Origin of the sequence: Leptospira bourretii, assembly GCF_004770145.1 — a bacterium.
GTDB lineage: Bacteria > Spirochaetota > Leptospiria > Leptospirales > Leptospiraceae > Leptospira_A > Leptospira_A bourretii.
Genome location: NZ_RQFW01000012.1, coordinates 342,076 through 358,589, shown reverse-complemented (window position 1 = coordinate 358,589; position 16,514 = coordinate 342,076). Strand labels below are relative to the sequence as shown.

General features: G+C 38.0%; 14 protein-coding genes. 9 read left to right on the top strand and 5 right to left on the bottom strand.

Annotated elements, in window-relative coordinates; all coding sequences use genetic code 11:
• Positions 1 to 40: 40 nt before the first annotated feature.
• Positions 41 to 922: an AraC family transcriptional regulator gene (locus EHQ47_RS09115; RefSeq protein ID WP_135749059.1), complete on the bottom strand. Its 882-nt coding sequence runs from the start codon at positions 920 to 922 to the stop codon at positions 41 to 43.
• 268 nt (positions 923 to 1,190) lie between these two features.
• Here EHQ47_RS09115 and EHQ47_RS09110 point away from each other — a divergent pair, with 268 nt between their 5' ends.
• Positions 1,191 to 1,946 (top strand): SDR family NAD(P)-dependent oxidoreductase, encoded by a 756-nt coding sequence (locus EHQ47_RS09110; protein WP_135749058.1) that lies wholly within the window; start codon positions 1,191 to 1,193, stop codon positions 1,944 to 1,946.
• 138 nt (positions 1,947 to 2,084) lie between these two features.
• On the opposite strand, the gene EHQ47_RS09105 is transcribed toward EHQ47_RS09110, so the two are convergent.
• Positions 2,085 to 2,780: a DUF1554 domain-containing protein gene (locus tag EHQ47_RS09105; protein WP_244290275.1), complete on the bottom strand. Its 696-nt coding sequence runs from the start codon at positions 2,778 to 2,780 to the stop codon at positions 2,085 to 2,087.
• Positions 2,781 to 3,357: 577 nt separating this feature from the next.
• Here EHQ47_RS09105 and EHQ47_RS09095 point away from each other — a divergent pair.
• The 3 genes from EHQ47_RS09095 to EHQ47_RS09085 all read left to right on the top strand — a co-directional run bounded on the left by EHQ47_RS09095 (position 3,358) and on the right by EHQ47_RS09085 (position 5,925).
• Entirely contained in the window at positions 3,358 to 3,909 is a 552-nt protein-coding gene (locus EHQ47_RS09095) for a dihydrofolate reductase family protein (RefSeq protein WP_135749057.1), read from the top strand.
• A gap of 42 nt (positions 3,910 to 3,951) precedes the next feature.
• Complete coding sequence (locus EHQ47_RS09090) at positions 3,952 to 4,452, top strand: DUF1579 domain-containing protein (RefSeq protein WP_135749056.1); 501 nt, start codon at positions 3,952 to 3,954, stop codon at positions 4,450 to 4,452.
• A 114-nt stretch (positions 4,453 to 4,566) separates the two neighbouring features.
• Positions 4,567 to 5,925, top strand: coding sequence for a Fic family protein (locus tag EHQ47_RS09085; protein WP_135749055.1), 1,359 nt, complete (start codon positions 4,567 to 4,569; stop codon positions 5,923 to 5,925).
• A gap of 180 nt (positions 5,926 to 6,105) precedes the next feature.
• On the opposite strand, the gene EHQ47_RS09080 is transcribed toward EHQ47_RS09085, so the two are convergent.
• A complete protein-coding gene (locus tag EHQ47_RS09080; protein ID WP_135749054.1) occupies positions 6,106 to 6,684 on the bottom strand; it encodes an LURP-one-related family protein in 579 nt (192 codons plus the stop codon).
• Positions 6,685 to 6,778: 94 nt separating this feature from the next.
• The gene (locus tag EHQ47_RS19915) at positions 6,779 to 8,095 is read right to left on the bottom strand and encodes an AAA family ATPase (RefSeq protein WP_135749053.1); all 1,317 of its coding nucleotides are present in this window, start codon (positions 8,093 to 8,095) and stop codon (positions 6,779 to 6,781) included.
• 323 nt (positions 8,096 to 8,418) lie between these two features.
• Here EHQ47_RS19915 and EHQ47_RS09070 point away from each other — a divergent pair, with 323 nt between their 5' ends.
• Both EHQ47_RS09070 and EHQ47_RS09065 read left to right on the top strand, forming a co-directional pair.
• A complete protein-coding gene (locus EHQ47_RS09070) occupies positions 8,419 to 9,015 on the top strand; it encodes a TetR/AcrR family transcriptional regulator (protein WP_135749052.1) in 597 nt (198 codons plus the stop codon).
• 41 nt (positions 9,016 to 9,056) lie between these two features.
• Entirely contained in the window at positions 9,057 to 9,917 is an 861-nt protein-coding gene (locus EHQ47_RS09065) for an alpha/beta hydrolase (protein ID WP_135749051.1), read from the top strand.
• Between the two features lie 83 nt (positions 9,918 to 10,000).
• On the opposite strand, the gene EHQ47_RS09060 is transcribed toward EHQ47_RS09065, so the two are convergent.
• Positions 10,001 to 11,566, bottom strand: a complete 1,566-nt coding sequence (locus EHQ47_RS09060) for a methyl-accepting chemotaxis protein (RefSeq protein WP_135749050.1) — start codon at positions 11,564 to 11,566, stop codon at positions 10,001 to 10,003.
• A gap of 276 nt (positions 11,567 to 11,842) precedes the next feature.
• Between EHQ47_RS09060 and EHQ47_RS09055 the strand changes: the two genes are divergently transcribed.
• From EHQ47_RS09055 to EHQ47_RS09045, 3 genes are all read left to right on the top strand, one after another.
• The gene (locus tag EHQ47_RS09055; RefSeq protein WP_135749049.1) at positions 11,843 to 12,253 is read left to right on the top strand and encodes a DUF3052 family protein; all 411 of its coding nucleotides are present in this window, start codon (positions 11,843 to 11,845) and stop codon (positions 12,251 to 12,253) included.
• Between the two features lie 243 nt (positions 12,254 to 12,496).
• Positions 12,497 to 14,488, top strand: coding sequence for a methyl-accepting chemotaxis protein (locus tag EHQ47_RS09050; RefSeq protein WP_135749048.1), 1,992 nt, complete (start codon positions 12,497 to 12,499; stop codon positions 14,486 to 14,488).
• Between the two features lie 348 nt (positions 14,489 to 14,836).
• Positions 14,837 to 16,507, top strand: a complete 1,671-nt coding sequence (locus EHQ47_RS09045; protein WP_135749047.1) for a porin — start codon at positions 14,837 to 14,839, stop codon at positions 16,505 to 16,507.
• Positions 16,508 to 16,514: the final 7 nt, after the last annotated feature.

The window sequence follows — 16,514 nt, the reverse complement described above, 5'->3', positions numbered from 1 at the left end:
ATCCTATTTAGCAATATCTTATTGCCTTAATTCTAAATCTCTATACTTCCATTTCTTTTAATTTTTTAACATCTTTCGCAGGAGAGGCTCCAAAAAATCGAGAATATTCCCTATTGAATTGCGATGTACTTTCATAACCTACATCTAAGGCAGCATCAGCGACCGAATAACCACTATACGTTAAAAGTTTTCTTGCTTCCAGGAGCCGTAATTGTTTTTGAAATTGAATCGGACTTAGGCCAGTAATGAATTTGAATTGTCTATGAAAGGTTGTAATTCCCATACAAGCTCTATTTGCTAATTGGTCTATTTCAAAACTATCGGTAAAATTTTGTCTGACCCATTGGATTGATTGGTGAATGCTCGAACCTTTTTGATGGGAATGAAATAATTGCCTAAGCCGCCATCCTTCTGGGCCAATCAACACATGGTATAAAATTTCTCTTTCGTAGACGGGGGCTAATGCTTTGATATGTTCCGGTGTTTTCATTAACCGTAACATTCGTAACCAAGCTTCTAAAAAAGGAAGGGTGGCAGGACAGGCAGAAAATTCGTTTTGATTTTTTTTATCACCGACTGTGTTTGGTATATCTTTTAATAAATCCAATAACACTTTTTGATCCAACTGGATCGCAACAGACAAATAAGGAGAACCATTGGTGGCTTGTCTTACATAACCCGTTGCAGGCATTTCTGTAGGGATGACAAAATAGGATGGCCCTTCCAAGTGAACCACCTGTGTACCAATCGAAATGGTTTTTCCACCTTGGACAACAAGACCAATTAACGGTTCATAGACGGCCGCTAGTTGGTGTGTCGGCACTTCCCCTTGGATCATGAGAACACGCGGAAGCCCTGTTTTTGTAGGTTCGGTTGTGGCACCTTGGCAAAGCCCCACAATTTCATTTAATATTTTCTGCACAACCCATCCTAACACAAAAGATTCTTTTAGGCACTTCTTTCCTAAAAAAATTCACTTTTTCGGAATATTTTTAAACCAAAAAAATAAGGATCGGTAGTTTTAGGCAATTATTTGGTAAAATCGGATCTTGTTACGAAACTTCCCTTCGGTTATATTTCTTATCATAAAACTTGCAAACAACGAATTCTTGTTTCAATGGAAACGGACTAAATCCTTTTTCCACATCACAAGTGTTTATTGGTAATCAAGTTTACAAAAGGAGTTTATTATGAAAATAGCAATCATCACTGGTGGTAGCAATGGGATCGGGAAAGCAACAGCTCTTGAACTTGGCAAAAAAGGAATCAGTGTAATCCTTACTTACAATTCTTATAGGGACCGAGCAGAAGAAGTCGTCAAAGAAATTGAAAAGAACAAGGGAGTTCGAGGCATTGCTTTGAAGTTGGATCTAACTAAAAAGGAAACCTTTCCCATGTTTGTTGAAGAGGTAAAAAACAAACTTAAAACCATTTGGAACCGAACTAGCTTTGATTACCTTGTCAACAACGGTGGGATTGGTGGGCCAATGGCATTTACAGATTTAACCGAAGAATACTTTGAACAAATTTTAAATACCAATTACAAAGGCCCTATCTTTTTAACACAAAAGTTAATTGGCCTTATGGAAGATGGAGGTGCGATTGTAAACACTTCGAGTTCTTCTAGCACAAAAGCCTTTGTAGGTTATTCCATTTACGGATCTTTAAAAGCAGCATTGTCTACTTGGACTCGTTATTTAGCAAACGAACTAGCACCTCGCAAAATTCGTGTGAATGCTGTATCGCCTGGCCCCACACATAGTAACTTCGGAGATGGAGTATTTGACAAATATCCTGAATACATCAAACCTTTGGCCGATCAAACTGCTTTTAGACGCATTGGACTTCCCGAAGACATTGGGAAGGTCATTGTCAATTTTCTCTCAGAAGATTTTGGTTGGGTCACTGCTCAAGACATTGAAGTTTCCGGAGGACATTTGCTCTAATACGATTAAAACATCACAAGCCCTCTTTAGATGAGAGGGTTTTTTGCAATTGTTAAATGCTCATCGATAACATACCACATTCCAGATTAAACGCAGGAAATACTTTGGTTTCATTTTGTTATGATTTCGAAGTTGATTTTACTGCTCCACACATAAGATAACGGATGCAGCATTACAACTTCCTAATGTAGAAGTAAAGACTGAAACGCTATTTGCCGCAACACCTGCATTTCCAGTTCCTGTTCCATCTGTCCAACGATTGCAATGGTTATTTGTACGAGTTGTCCAACCACCTGTCGCAAGGCCCGTTAAGGTATTCGTGAGTACGTTCACATCCACATGAACAAGCTGTGAATTAAAAATTCCGACACTATCGGTAACTGTAAACTTTGTTGAATCTGCAGCTCTAAAATAGGATGTATTCGGCTTTAAAATCCAATCCACATGTTCGGAAACTCCACCACTACAATTCGAAGTCGTGCAGGCAACCCGATTCACATCATCTACCAGAAACGCTTTGTAGACCGCCAGTCTTGGAAATGGTGGTTTTTTAGGATCACTCATACAAATCGCATCCGCTCCTGCGATCCCGCCTCTATTTCCATCATAGGTATTGCCTGTAGAATAAAACCTACATTCGGTACAAACGGGAATCGCTGTTTGGCAACCAGAACTTTGCCCCGTGAGACAAAGTAGTGTTTCGTTTGCTCGGAAAGAATCAGATTCAAAATCTTTTGGATTATTGAGTTCTGGTTCAGTACAATGGATGAAAGCAACAATTACAATGAGAAGACCGAAACGCATCCTTACATTGTATCCTGATTGTATTTCCAATCAACCAAGAATTCCATTCATTCCTATAGAATTTCTCAACTTGTGTTTGGAAAGATTTTATATACTAAAACAATTGATCAATAGAATCAGTTGAAGTTTCATTCATTCAATCCAAGATCATTGTTCATAACAAAATACATGTTATATGAATTTTGAAAATTAGTACATAAACCAAAAGTCCTTCCAACCTGAAAAAGAAATTCGGCTTTTGGGGCGTTCCCAATCCCTATCTATAAAAACATTTTATTTTTAAAAGGGTCAGGCTACTCCGGGGTGCGCTTACGCTCCCGTCCCCCGCCATCTAACGATGGCAGGTGACCAAGCCCTCCGTATCCTTAACGCAGTTTTAAGAGTATATAAACCAATTCTTCAGAAAGACGATGTTAACAAAATTCTTGACCAAATCAGAAAAGGGCAATACAACTTCCGAAATGATCGCTCAAGCACTACTGTTCAAAACAATATCTGTGATTTGCGAATGGCAGAAGGAGATTTCAAACCAGAGTTATCTCCCCAAAAAACGGATTCAATTCAATCCCGTTCCATCCATTAGGGTAAACAACAAAAGAGGACAACGATGAGAAAACTAATTATGTGGAATGTAATCACACTAGATGGCTACTTCGAAGGTGAAAAGAACTGGGACTTAGGTTTTCATGGACTTGTTTGGGGAAAAGAACTAGAAGAGTTTAGTCTAATCCAACTTCGCTCAGCCGACATGCTTGTGTTTGGTGCCACAACCTACCAAGGTATGGCCGATTATTGGACGAACGCTCCAGAAGATGAGGGAGAAGTTGCCAAATTCATGAACGAACTCCCGAAACTTGCCTGCTCCACCACTCTTGAAAATACCAAGTGGAAAAATACCACCATCACCAAAGATGCGGTGAGCGAAGTTTCTAAACTAAAAAAGGAAGGGAGTGGGGATATGTTTGTATTTGGAAGTGGGATCCTTTCTGCATCACTGATGAAAGCAGGTTTATTTGATGAATACCGTATTTGCATTGCACCTACATTTTTAGGAAAAGGAAGGCGACTTTTTCTAGAAGGAATTCCAAACAAAGAGTTGAAACTCATCGAAACAAAACCACTTTCAACTGGTGGCGTAATTCTCACCTATATACCGTAAGAAAAAAAAATCTGGATCGATTCGCTAAAAGGAAGTTTTACTATGACGACAAATAAATTTGAAGATTCTCTGAAAGAAGGACCTCATCATCAACTACAACGGCTCCTTGGCCATTGGCAAGGAAACACAAAAACCTGGTTTGAAAAAGATGTTTTAGTAGATGAATCGGCTGCAGAAATCACCATCACTAGTTTGTTTGGTGGTCGTTTCATTTCTCTGGATTACCGCAGTAGCCTGGAGGGAAAACCCTTCGAAGGTAAGATGATCATTGGATTTGATATTCCTTACAAAAGATACACAAGCTCTTGGATTGATAGTTTTCATATGGGAACTCAAATCATGTTATCGAGCGGAGAATCAAAAGAAAACGGATTTTCTCTCTTAGGTTCTTATGGCAATCCTGAGTATGGAGAAGCTCTTTGGGGTTGGAGAACTGAGATTCAGTTTATCAGTGAACAAGAATTCTCCTTAACGGCTTTTAATATTTCGCCAGAAGGCGAAGAAACAAAAGCAACGGAAACATTTTATAGGAAAGTGGGATAAGGGGAGAGTAATGAGTTAATTCCTAAATAGGTAAATGATCCGTAATTGAATTCAAAAATGGATCTATTTTTTAATGATTTACAAACTTAAAACAGTACCAAAAATAATTTGTACATGTTAAGTGAAGATTTAAATAGAATCTTAAGACTGAAAGCAGAGTTAGATGCCATTCGTCCCATTCCTGAGGAAACAATGGCAAAGGTCATGCAAAAGTTTCGACTCGATTGGAACTACCATTCCAATTCGATGGAAGGGAACTCTCTCACTTTCGGTGAAACCAAAACCTTTTTACTACATGGAAACACCGCTTCAGGCAAACCATTAAAAGATCACCTTGAAATTAAAGGTCACAACGAGGCAATACTCGATTTAGAGGATATGGTAAAAGGGGAGGTTCAACTCACAGAACATAAAATTCGCAGCTTCCACCAATTGATTTTAGGAGAACCATACACTACAAAGGCACTTACTAAAGATGGAATGGAAACAACGAAACAGATAGTTCCAGGTAAATACAAATCGCAACCCAATCATGTTTTAACTTCTACAGGTGAAACATTTTATTTTACCGAACCTAACCTTGTTCCGCTGGAGATGGAACAACTCCTCAAGTGGTTTGAAGAAAATCAGACAAAAAACGAACTCCCTACCTTAATATTAGCTGCGACCTTTCATTACAAATTTATCCGGATTCATCCCTTCGATGATGGAAATGGAAGGATGTCACGAATCCTCATGAATTTAATTTTGATGATGAACGGTTATCCACCTGTGGTCATTAAAACAGAGGATAAAGAAAATTACTTTCGCGCACTAAGACAAGCTGACGGTGGTGAATTAAATCCATTTATTGAATACATAGGCCAACAATTAATTCACTCTTTAGAATTGACATTAAAGGGTGCCAATGGTGAATCCATTGACGAAGATGATGATATCGACAAACGGTTGAAACTGTTACTTGGGCAGATAGAGGAAAACAAAAAAAATGTAGTACGTGTCAAACGAGACCCGAGCCATGTTTTCGAAACAGTTGCTCAATCCATTGTCCCATTGATCGAGGAAGTAATTTCAAACTTACCTAAAATGAATTCCTTTTTTTTAAATATCTCTAACGAGATTACAATACCTTTAGATCCATCCGCAAGAAAAACATTTAAAAACTTAAGTCAACTAAAGGAATCATACCAAACTTATGCAAGAAACCTAGACGACTCATTTCCTAAGTCGATTACAGTTTCAATCAACTTAAATGGATACAAACATTCTGCCGAAAAAGCTGACTTTAATATCCAAACTTATTTATATATTCAATTTAATGAATACAACTACAAAGTGAATTTATCTAATCACCAAATCAATGAAATTATTTTACCATATAGTCAAAGGATCTCGAAAGAACAAATCAAGACCTTTTCAAAGAATTTACTAGGCCAATGGGTTACGATGCTTGAGGCAATCAGTAAGTCTTAAATCCAATAACCGTTTTTCTTTTGCTTTGGGCGATCCCAATCCCTCCCTTTTCTTCCTGCAAAGGTCCAGGCTCCTTCGGGGTGCGTTTTCGCTCCCGTCCCCTGCCATCTAACGATAGCAGGTGATAGGTCCCACCTTATCCTTAACGTGAGATAAAAAATTATTTTGCAAATTCAAATACTATTGTTGTCTACCCTCAATGATTTGTAACAAAATGACTATTGCAATTCCCATTCTTCGATCTAGTGCATTTGCACTATCGGATGAAAAATCAATATTGAACTGTGGAACAAAAGGATTAAAAGTCTGTTTTAATACTCCCACCTGATTCTTGTTGATTGTGATGAAAAAAGTTTGAGGAATTAAATTAGTTAAAAAACGGCGAAGAATTGCTTTCAACATACTATCTTCATCAATAGAGCCAATCACTTGGTCCTTTGTGTCTAAAATTTCCCAAGAATCTTTTAGTATTGATTTGAAACCTTTTCGGCGAAGTGCTCCCATCGGCTCATTCGAGGAAACATCCACAACATCGTAAATCGCAGAAAAATCGATCATACTGCGTGCTTTTATTTTTAAAAGTTCTTTTGATTTTGTTTCATCTGCATAAACCGTAATATCTTCTTTTAATTTAAAAGCCTTTTGTTTCACAAAAAAAAGAAGGTTCGTTTTGTTTTCATCAAAAATACGAATTTCACCACCAAAGATTTTCAAAAAACTTTTTTTAGCAAAATATTTGTTAAAAGTGTACTGTTGCATAGGCCTCGATTGTATCAAAACCTTAGCAAATTCAAGTCAAAAATTAGTTCAAATTAGTCGGCTTTGATTACTAAACCATACAACCTTTATCGTTTTAAATTCCGAAAATTTGATTTAAGACTTCTTCATATTCTTTGAATACTTTTGACTGTTTATTCTTTAATGTATAAGGTGCTGGTCCGGCTTCATCAATATGCAAAAATAAAGACGTAGAAATTTCGTGATGGTGTTTAATTTCTATAGCCTCATCAAATAGTTTTGTATACCATTTGTCTTTAGTTAACTTTCGAATTTCATCCCTTCTTACATTATCAAAATGTTTTTTACTTGTTGGATCTGTGTAGGCATTGTTAAAAAGGATAGGTAAAACCTCTGGTCCATTTCCTTTTCTTTCAGACCAAACTTCTGGAATGAATTTTTCCAATACTTGGACGGCATTATGAATGGCCTGTGCTGCTTGGTAATTTACGGGAATTAATACAGAATCGGAGACAGAAACTCCAATTTTACTAAAGAAACTCCAGTTTGTTGGACAATCGATTAATATGTAATCAAAATTTCCTTTTGCACCAAAGGCATCGAGTAGTTTACGAAATTTTCTTACCATTGTCTGTGTGATTGCTCTAGTGGCATGAGCAGCACTATCAAAACGTTCGTCTCCCCTTATGATATGAAGATTTTTCCTGATTCGAATGGTATTGATACTTCCCTTAATTTCCTTCCCTAACAAAATATCAAAGACACTTGTCGGTGTTTCTGTTTTTTTAACTTCAAGTTTAAAGGAATCTGTTAGATCTCGCTGTTGTGGGTCTAAATCAATCAGTAAAACATTTTTTCCTTTTTCAGAAAGTACACCAGCAAAGTTACCAGTTGTAACTGTTTTACCCACCCCACCCTTATTGTTATAAATGGCAACGATAAGAGCTCTCTTCTTATCTTCATAAAGGGAAGGTTTTTTTAAAAGTTTTTTGAGAAGAGCGATGGTTTTGTCAGTTCCCTCTTCTAAGCTTAAAATTTCAGTCAGTGAGAAAATTACTTTATTTTTACGTTGAAAGACTTGGGCATTTTTACCATTGATCAGTAAACCAAATTGCACTTTTTGTAAATCACCAGAGTTCATATAGTCAAATAACTGAAACTTTGCTTCTAAGTATGTTTTGGCAGAAGGATCAGATAAATTGACAACATTGGATTTTACTTCAATTGCTAAATAAGGACTCTGATTCACAAAACAAACAAAATCCGCTTCTCCTGATTTTTTTAAAGTTACTTTGTCTTTAAAATCTTCTCTTTGATAACCTAAATGTTTGATTAAAGGGAGAACTAGTCTTGTTTCTACTTCTGATTCACGCCCGTTTTGTTTTAAAAAACGAATAATGGATGGGAACTCACTTTCTTTTTTTGCTACCATTCTATCTCCATTAACTTATAAATCTATCAGTGAAAAAAATAATTACATTCTTTAGAAGAACCGAATTTACTGATTTTCTTTCATATCGGAACCTGCCATTCAATTAAAACAAGAAATTTACTTCCACTTACCGCAGTTAAAGATTATATTTCGTTACAAAAAAATTCATCTATGCCAAATCTAAAAAACTAAGACGGGAGCGAACGCACACCCCGAAAAGCTCGATTGTTTGCTTACCCAACTGGGTTAAAAAAACCAATTTAAGGCTCCCGAATCTCCAAAAAATACTTTACATAATTAAACGAACGATCGTACTTTTATCTATGGGTAAGGGAGAGGACACAAAATCAATGATTTTGGACAAAGCGGTCCAAATGGCAAGCATCCAAGGATTGGAAGGACTTACCATAGGATCCCTAGCTGATGAATTGGGAATGTCCAAAAGTGGACTCTTTGGTAAATTTGCATCCAAAGAAAATCTCCAAATCGAAGTCCTTAGGGTTGGAAGCGAACTATTCCGAAGGAATGTTGTGTATCCTGCACTGAAAACCAAACCCGGATTGGCCAGACTAAAAACAGCATTTCAGATGTGGTTGTCTTGGGCAAATACGGATAGCCTACCCGGAGGATGTTTGTTTTTGTCATCTAGTTCGGAATTTGACGACAGGCCCGGTGTGGTAAGAGATCATTTGAAAAAAACACAACTCAGTTGGCAAAAAACATTAAAACAATTTGTACAAGATGCGAAAGACACTTTAGAGTTAGATGCAAATACAAATGTAGACAAAATGGTGCAAGAGATCTGGGGACTGATCTTAGGTTTTCATTTTTATAACCGACTTTTGGAAGACAAAAACTCTGAAAAAAGAACCAAACAAAGTTTTAACGAATTAATCAAACGACACCAATACGATATTTGAAAAGGAATTGAGAGAGAATTTTTTACAAGAGGTTTTGAATTATGGAAACAAATAGCACGATCGTTCGTACTTTAAATAGGTCTTACCCATTCAGCATGGAAGAAAAATGGGCCTTTGCAAGAAGGAGGCCGGAATTCTTAGGTTATGTGGCTGCTGGGTATTTTTTATCCACACAAAAACAAAAACCTTCCAGAAAGGAAATGGATGTGTTAGCTCTAGCAGAACAAAAAGAGTTTCAAGAGAAAGAACATCGTATCCAATACTTTCACTGGAAGGGAGAGAAAGAAACCGTACTTCTTGTCCATGGTTGGAATGGGCATACTGGAAATTTTGCAAGAATTGTTCCTGCCCTCATAGAAGAAGGTTATAATGTCATTGGAATTGATTTACCTGGACACGGCTTTTCTTCTGGTCGATATTCTAATATTGTATTATCTGCAAAGATGGTACGTAGACTCGTACAAGAGATTGGAAATCCAGATTATATCATTACACATTCCTTTGGTGGAGCTGTCGCAACCGTAGCACAAGAATTAGGTGTAAATGCCAATAAATTGGTTTACATTGCTCCACCCTTACGGTTGGAAATTCTTAGGAAAAGTTTTAGTACATACTATCAGTTGACTGAAGATGAAAGTGAATCCATGCGAATTATTTTAGAACGAAAGGTAAAACAACCTCTCAGTAGTTTGGATTTAGGAAAAGCGGGTCCAAAATTTGATAATTCCCTTCTTGTGATTCATGATGAAGATGATTTGGAGATTCCTTTTGCAATGGGGCTTGCGGTTTCGAAGGCTTGGAAAAATTCTAAGTTAGTTCAGACAAAAGGCCTTGGTCACAAAATGATTTTGCGAACCGAAAGTGTAAAAGATGAAATCATTGGATTTTTAAAAGAAGTATGAAGTAAAATTAATAAGTGAAACCTAATCTTAAAAGAATAAAGTTAGGTTTCACTTGGTTAAGATCAAAATTTTAAAATTTAGATCTAACTTTGGCTCATAGATGCCAATTTATTAGATTCATCTTTGATCATTTCGATATGTTCTTCAAGGTCTTTGGAGGCACGGCTGATTTCGTTGACCTCCATTTCAAGTTGGACAATCCCTTTAGAAGCCTCTTTTTGACCAAGTAACTGTTCTTTGGTGGATTCGGAAATTTGTTTGGATAGTTCGCGAATTTGTCCCAGTTCTGTTAGAATGGCAGAGAGAGTATTTCTTTGTTCAATGTACAAGCGGTTCATGTCTTGGATTTCAACCAAAGTTTGGTTCAAACGATCAATTTGTGACTTTGCCAACTCTCCTGTTTCTTTGGATGCATTTCTAGCATTGGTTATGATTTCTTTGGAACTTTTAACCACGACGGAAATTCGTTTTACGTTGTTTTTCGTAAACTCAGCCAGTTTACTCACTTCATTTGCCACAACGGCAAAACCTTTTCCAACATCTCCAGCCCTTGCTGCTTCAATCGATGCATTTAACGCTAGTAAGTTTGTCTTTTCTCCAATTTCTGCAACGATATTGTTGATTTCGTTTACTTGGTCAAAAGAAGATTGAATAGATTCCAAATGGTTTGCCGTTTGGTCAGCTACTTCTGTTACAGACATACTTTCTTTTTTGTTGATCTCCGCAATTTCCACAAGTCGTTCACTTTGAACAAGAATTTGGTCCACGGTTTCTTTTAGAATTTCTGTATCTGCTACCATTCCTTGGACTTTATTGTTTTGTTCTTCAATGGAAGATCCATTCGATTCGAATGAACTGGAGAGTTCGGAAATAACAGCAGTAATTTCTTCTAGGGAAGCGGCCTGCGATTCTAATTTCACAGAAGTTTGCGAAACAAAGTTACTGAAGTTGGTGATAGAACTTTCGAGTTTGACTGCTGCATTGGCTGAAATTTTATTTCTTTCTTTGGTTTGGTTTAAGAGAAGTTCCGCTTCATCTGCTTTGATTTCAGCAAGGGAACTAATTTTTGTTAGTAGCTGAACCAATAAACTTACAATATAACCGGCAATCATTATAAAAATCGGCTTCATCACCTCACCAGCCATACCCACATAACCCATTTGGCGAGAAAGTTCAGGGTCAACGGAAAGTTTGATTCCCCCAATCGTTACAGCACAGTACAAAGCAATAGCCGAAGTGGTGGCCCCAATAAAAGAATTTAGCAAAACGAATTTTCGATCACCTAAAAATCCAGAATAGATGGCGTTAAAAAAGAAAATAAAATACACAACAGCATTTGCAAGAGCCGCTTGTGCTTCTTTTAAACTAAGAGTACAGTCCATAATGATGGTTCCACCAAGGACTAATGTATCAAGTAATATCAAAGATTTATGGAACCAAGTAGGAGGGTTTGATTTTCTTTCTAAAAAATAGGCAACGGCACAATAGAATCCCATGGTGCATGTTCCGATCATATGGATCAAAAACATCTTTGGTTGGAATTCGTCCTTGGCCCCGATCATAGCGAGAAGGAATAAAAGAACCAAACCAAATCTGATTCTGTTAATGATGATTTTCCCTTGTTTCCAAAGATCTGCGATTGATAACACTAAATACCTCGATTCATTACATCACCAGAATGGTGATTAGGCGCAATATTTTATTGGTAATATTCATCTACGGATCAAAACACTTATAAATGATCTGTATTTTTGCTATTTTTCTAAGAAATTTACATTTTTTAAACGGGAACGAACCGTACGGGCAGACAAACCTCCACCAATTTGTGGGGACATTAGAAAGAATCTAAAACCTTAATTTTCTCTTTTCGGGAAAATACGAGATGATTGACTCATCTAAAAATGAAAAGGAAGGTGAAGTAAGTTATGTCAGCAGGGTATTCCGGAAAACCACTCGTTGAAAAGTTAGGGATCAAAGAAAATATGGTCCTCCATTTTATCAACCTTCCCTCCAGAGATTTTACCAAAACCTGGGGCAGCTTTCCCAAACAAATCCAGATCCTAGACAAACCAAAATCCGGAATGGATATGATTCATTTTTTCACCACAACATCCAAAGAGTACAACGAAAAGCTACCAAAACTAATCAAATTCCTAAAACCAAATGGGATGATTTGGATTTCTTGGCCGAAAAAAACATCCAAGATTCCTTCCGATATGAATGAAAATCTAATCCGAGATTTTGCCTTGGAGTTGGGACTTGTGGATATTAAAGTTTGTGCCGTGGATGAAACTTGGTCTGGATTAAAATTGGTCATCCGAAAAGAGAATCGATAAAAAAGAAAACCTACCCCTCCTATTGTGAAAAAGCTCAAAAACGAATTATATTCGTTTTAAGATTTCAAAATCAACCCAATGATTCCGAAAATAGAGATAGTTCACAAAAACATATCTCCAAAAAAATCCAAAAAGATTTGGGATAGAAATGATTAGTACAAATCGTCCTTATATGTGGTTTGACAAATGAATTCGAAAGATCATGACATATGATTCTATTTGTTTTTGTTAGGATAGGAGAAAATGAAATTCAATAGCCTAAAGATCGTAATCATCACCCTGAGTGTTTCAGTCATTATGGTTTTAACTGTAGGGGTCTCGTCGTTTGCGTACTTCATTGGCAAAGAATACATTGTCAATGCCTATATCGGCGAAATGAAAAACGTCGCAAGGCTCTCCGGCAAACACATTCAGAATTTTTTTGACGAACAATTTCTTTTGGCGGAACTAACTGCTTCTAATCCTGAATTTGCAGAACGTTGTATTAAAAAAGATCGAAAGTACCTAGATCTTCTCCTAGCCAATATCAGTCATAAATTCGGTTTTTACGAAAATGTTTTTTTGTCCACGGCGGAAGAGAACCCAATGGTTTTTTCCGATGCCACGGGTAAGGCCATTGGATTTCGATGGGGCAACACAGGTTTTGATGCCAATATCAAAGCGGTTCTCGAGGGAAAACCTCTTTTGAGTAAAGTGAATCGCTCCCCTGTGACCCAAGAGCCAGTTGCCGTATTGACCATGCCTGTGTTCCAAGGAAAACAAGTGGTGGCAATCTTTGCCTTTGCGATTTCTCTCAACCATCTAACTGATGAAGTCGTAAAGGATGTAAAAATTGGAAAAGAAGGTTTTATTGCAATTACAGATAAAGAAGGACAAGTGATTGGACATCCGGATAAGTCGTTAATCTTAAAGTTGGATCTCCAAAAATTAGATTGGGGAAAAAAATTACTCTCTCTCAAATCCGATGAACATATGGAATATTTTTTCGGCAAAGAAAAAATTGCAACAGTGATGGATGTTGGCCAATACAATATAAGACTGGCTACCATTGCCACAAAAGGTGAAATCCTTACCGTTGTTCATGATATGTTATTGAAGATAGGAATCTTTGCCTTTCTTATTTTGGCTCTTTCTGTTTTTGTATTGTATCGATTGATCACCCAAAGACTGAAACCCATTGCCGGACTTAGAGATCTTTTCAAAAAAATGTCTGCAGGTGACCTAAGCCAGTCACTCGCCATCATCCACGATGATGAAATTGGAGAACTCAGTGGCGATACCAATCTCTTTTTACAGAGCCTTCGCAAAAGTGTTTCAGAGATTCAATTTATTTCGCAGGAACTTGCTTCCAGTGCAGGACAACTTTCCTCTAGTTCTGATAGTTTTTCCGGAGGGGCACAAGCAACAGCAGCCTCCACCGAACAGATGTCAGCTACAGTTGAAGAAATGTCTGCCAGTATGGAAAACATTACGGGTTCAATTGATATCCAACACCATAACATTTCTCAATTTCAAATTAAAATCCAAGAACTTGCAGATAGTGTCAAACGTGTTGCTGATGAAATCAATTTGACTTTGGGTCGAATGAAATCCATATCCAACCAGGCAAAAGAAGGCGAAGAGTCGCTCACTGGTATGAATGATATGATTAGCAATATTTTAAAATCATCTGACGAGATGAAAGCGATCATTGCCATTATCAACGAAATTTCAGACCAAACACAACTATTGGCACTCAATGCTGCCATTGAGGCGGCTCGGGCCGGAGATGCAGGAAGAGGATTTGCTGTGGTGGCGGAAGAGATTTCCAAACTTTCCATTCGGACCGCCTCTTCTATCAAATCGATTTCAGAAATGATTGGCAAAAACTCTAAGGAGTTGGATGGAGGGGCCAAAAGCATTCAGTCTTCCACTTCTCTCATCCAAGAGATCATCCGAAACATCAATGGAGTTTCCGAAGCTATGGATTCACTCTATACGGTTATGGGCTCCCAATCAGAAATCAACCAATCAGTTTTAGAAAACTCAATTGTTGTGAAAGGGGAATCGGACCAAATCAAAGTGGCTGCAGATGAACAAAGAGGGGCCGTCAGAGAAATTACCGATGTCATCACCCAAATCAATGAACATACCGTCAACACGGCTGCAGGGGCAGAAGAAATGTCTTCTTCAGCGAGAAATCTTTCCAATACGGCAGACAAATTGAAAGGGATTTGCGACCAGTTTCAATTGTAGGGACTAAAGCGGTAGGGATCGTAGCGGAAATCCTTTCCGAAAGGAAAGATTGGAGCGGAGAGCCCGGTCCGCGCCAGCGGAGCCGCCTAACAAACCAAATGAATCACCAATTGATTGATCATCAATCCGTGATGTTTTTGTAATAATCTTCCTTTTGGTTTGTAACAAACCGAAGTTTTGCTAAAAAAACGAACAAAATTTCCCCTATCTCGGGGCCTGTAACCAAATTGTAACAATTCTGTCATCCAATCCCAACAGTACTTCAATACGTTTGTAACCAGACTGAAACATTGAATCGGACGAGAACCGCCGGTGTCATAAATCCAAATCAGTCAAAACTAGAATCGAATGAAGACTATCTCAAAAGCCATTTTGGCCTTCCTTATCTTTGTGGGGACGGTTTCTGCAGAACCAGAAGCTCCCCAAACGGAAGCCAAAGAACATAAAAAAGAAACGAAAGAACCACAAGCGAAAGTTTACCAAGAACTCTACGAAGACACGGAATCGGGACAAATTTTTACAAAGCCAGGGCCCAACCGAGTAAAAGTAGAATACAACCGTCCTCTGAAGAATGGGAATACAACTACCCTTCCTGATGCCTTTGCGCACAGGCCTGATGATACGACCAAAGAAAAATTAACGATTTATGGTCGGATTCAATTTCGTGGAGTTTCAGGATCGCAGGACTCTCTTTTCAATAATGGACATCGTGATTTTAATACCGTGGATTGGAACTTCCGACGTTTACGGTTGGGTGCTCAATACGAAAACGATTGGTGGGGAACAAACATCCAACTTCGTTTGGAAAATATGCTGAACCGTCCTGATGTGGTCCAAACAACCAGCACTTTAAACTATTTGGATGCCAACGGTAGACCAGCTACTACTAGTTATGTGACAAATACCAGATTAAAAGACAACCGTGGTTATATTCACGAAGCTTTTGCTTACGCAAAAATTCCGTACGGTGGTTTGCGATTTGTGTTTGGACAATTGCCTACTCAATTCAGCCGGGAGTATTTACAATCGTCTGCTAACTTTGTTACTTTAGAACGAAGTATGATCGCGAATGCCATCCCTCAGTTTGATAATGGTGTGATGATCCAAGCAACTCCACTAAAAGAAATTGATCATAAATGGGAGAGATACTTACAACTTTCATTGATGGTGAGTAATGGAAAAGGTGGTGGTGGTGACTACGGAACAGGAAGAAGACAAGATTTAACGACCGCTAACCGATATGGTGCAGTGAACACCTCTCCTATTTACTACGCTCGAGCACAAGTAAACGTATTTGGTGGACTCAAACGAGAGTCTGATGGGAAAACTGTGAACTGGCAAGAAGGGGAAGAAATTTTCCAACGTGAATTGAAATGGTCTGTGGGTGCGGGTTATGTCCAAACTCAGAATTTAATCACTCCAGCACTTTATGTTCCAGAATACACTCCAGGGACAACCAGTGGTATTCAATTGTTAACTGCCCAAGGATCCAATCCCGATCGAGGAAGTTTGGATGCCAATGGAAATCCTAACTTTTTGGTTCAGAACTCTGTTCCAACCTTGGCTCGACCGAAAATGGGTCTTGTGGGTCATACATACGATAGTACCTTTACTTATAAAGGGTTCTACTTGTCTGGCGCCTATACAAAGTTTGGTGGAGCAGCTTCCAATGATTTATTTGGATACCATGGAACGATTGGTTATAATATTCCTATTTTGGATCGTTACTACATCATGCCTGTGTTTAAATATGAATATATCCAAGGTGATTTCAATCGAAATGGAAAAGTGGATCCTACCGATTCATTACGAGTGTATTGGGCTGGTTTGAACTTGTTCGGTGACAAACACCATTTTAAAGCTCAACTTTATTACCAAGTCCTTGGCAATCAGTTTGATGTAAATCCAAGCACTGGAAATGCAATGCCGATTGATGATAGAAGAGTTTACCTACAATTCCAGGCGAACTTTTGGACCGGAGTTGTTTCTCCTGAAGCTTACAGTTATAGACCAAACTAAGAGGAAC

Coding starts and splice junctions, on each gene's coding strand:
- EHQ47_RS09090 (WP_135749056.1), top strand. CDS start 3,952: ATGACGACAAATAAATTTGAAGATTCTCTGAAAGAAGGACCTCATCAT.
- EHQ47_RS09085 (WP_135749055.1), top strand. CDS start 4,567: ATGTTAAGTGAAGATTTAAATAGAATCTTAAGACTGAAAGCAGAGTTA.
- EHQ47_RS09110 (WP_135749058.1), top strand. CDS start 1,191: ATGAAAATAGCAATCATCACTGGTGGTAGCAATGGGATCGGGAAAGCA.
- EHQ47_RS09050 (WP_135749048.1), top strand. CDS start 12,497: ATGAAATTCAATAGCCTAAAGATCGTAATCATCACCCTGAGTGTTTCA.
- EHQ47_RS09045 (WP_135749047.1), top strand. CDS start 14,837: ATGAAGACTATCTCAAAAGCCATTTTGGCCTTCCTTATCTTTGTGGGG.
- EHQ47_RS19915 (WP_135749053.1), bottom strand. CDS start 8,095: ATGGTAGCAAAAAAAGAAAGTGAGTTCCCATCCATTATTCGTTTTTTA.
- EHQ47_RS09095 (WP_135749057.1), top strand. CDS start 3,358: ATGAGAAAACTAATTATGTGGAATGTAATCACACTAGATGGCTACTTC.
- EHQ47_RS09065 (WP_135749051.1), top strand. CDS start 9,057: ATGGAAACAAATAGCACGATCGTTCGTACTTTAAATAGGTCTTACCCA.
- EHQ47_RS09070 (WP_135749052.1), top strand. CDS start 8,419: ATGGGTAAGGGAGAGGACACAAAATCAATGATTTTGGACAAAGCGGTC.
- EHQ47_RS09080 (WP_135749054.1), bottom strand. CDS start 6,684: ATGCAACAGTACACTTTTAACAAATATTTTGCTAAAAAAAGTTTTTTG.
- EHQ47_RS09055 (WP_135749049.1), top strand. CDS start 11,843: ATGTCAGCAGGGTATTCCGGAAAACCACTCGTTGAAAAGTTAGGGATC.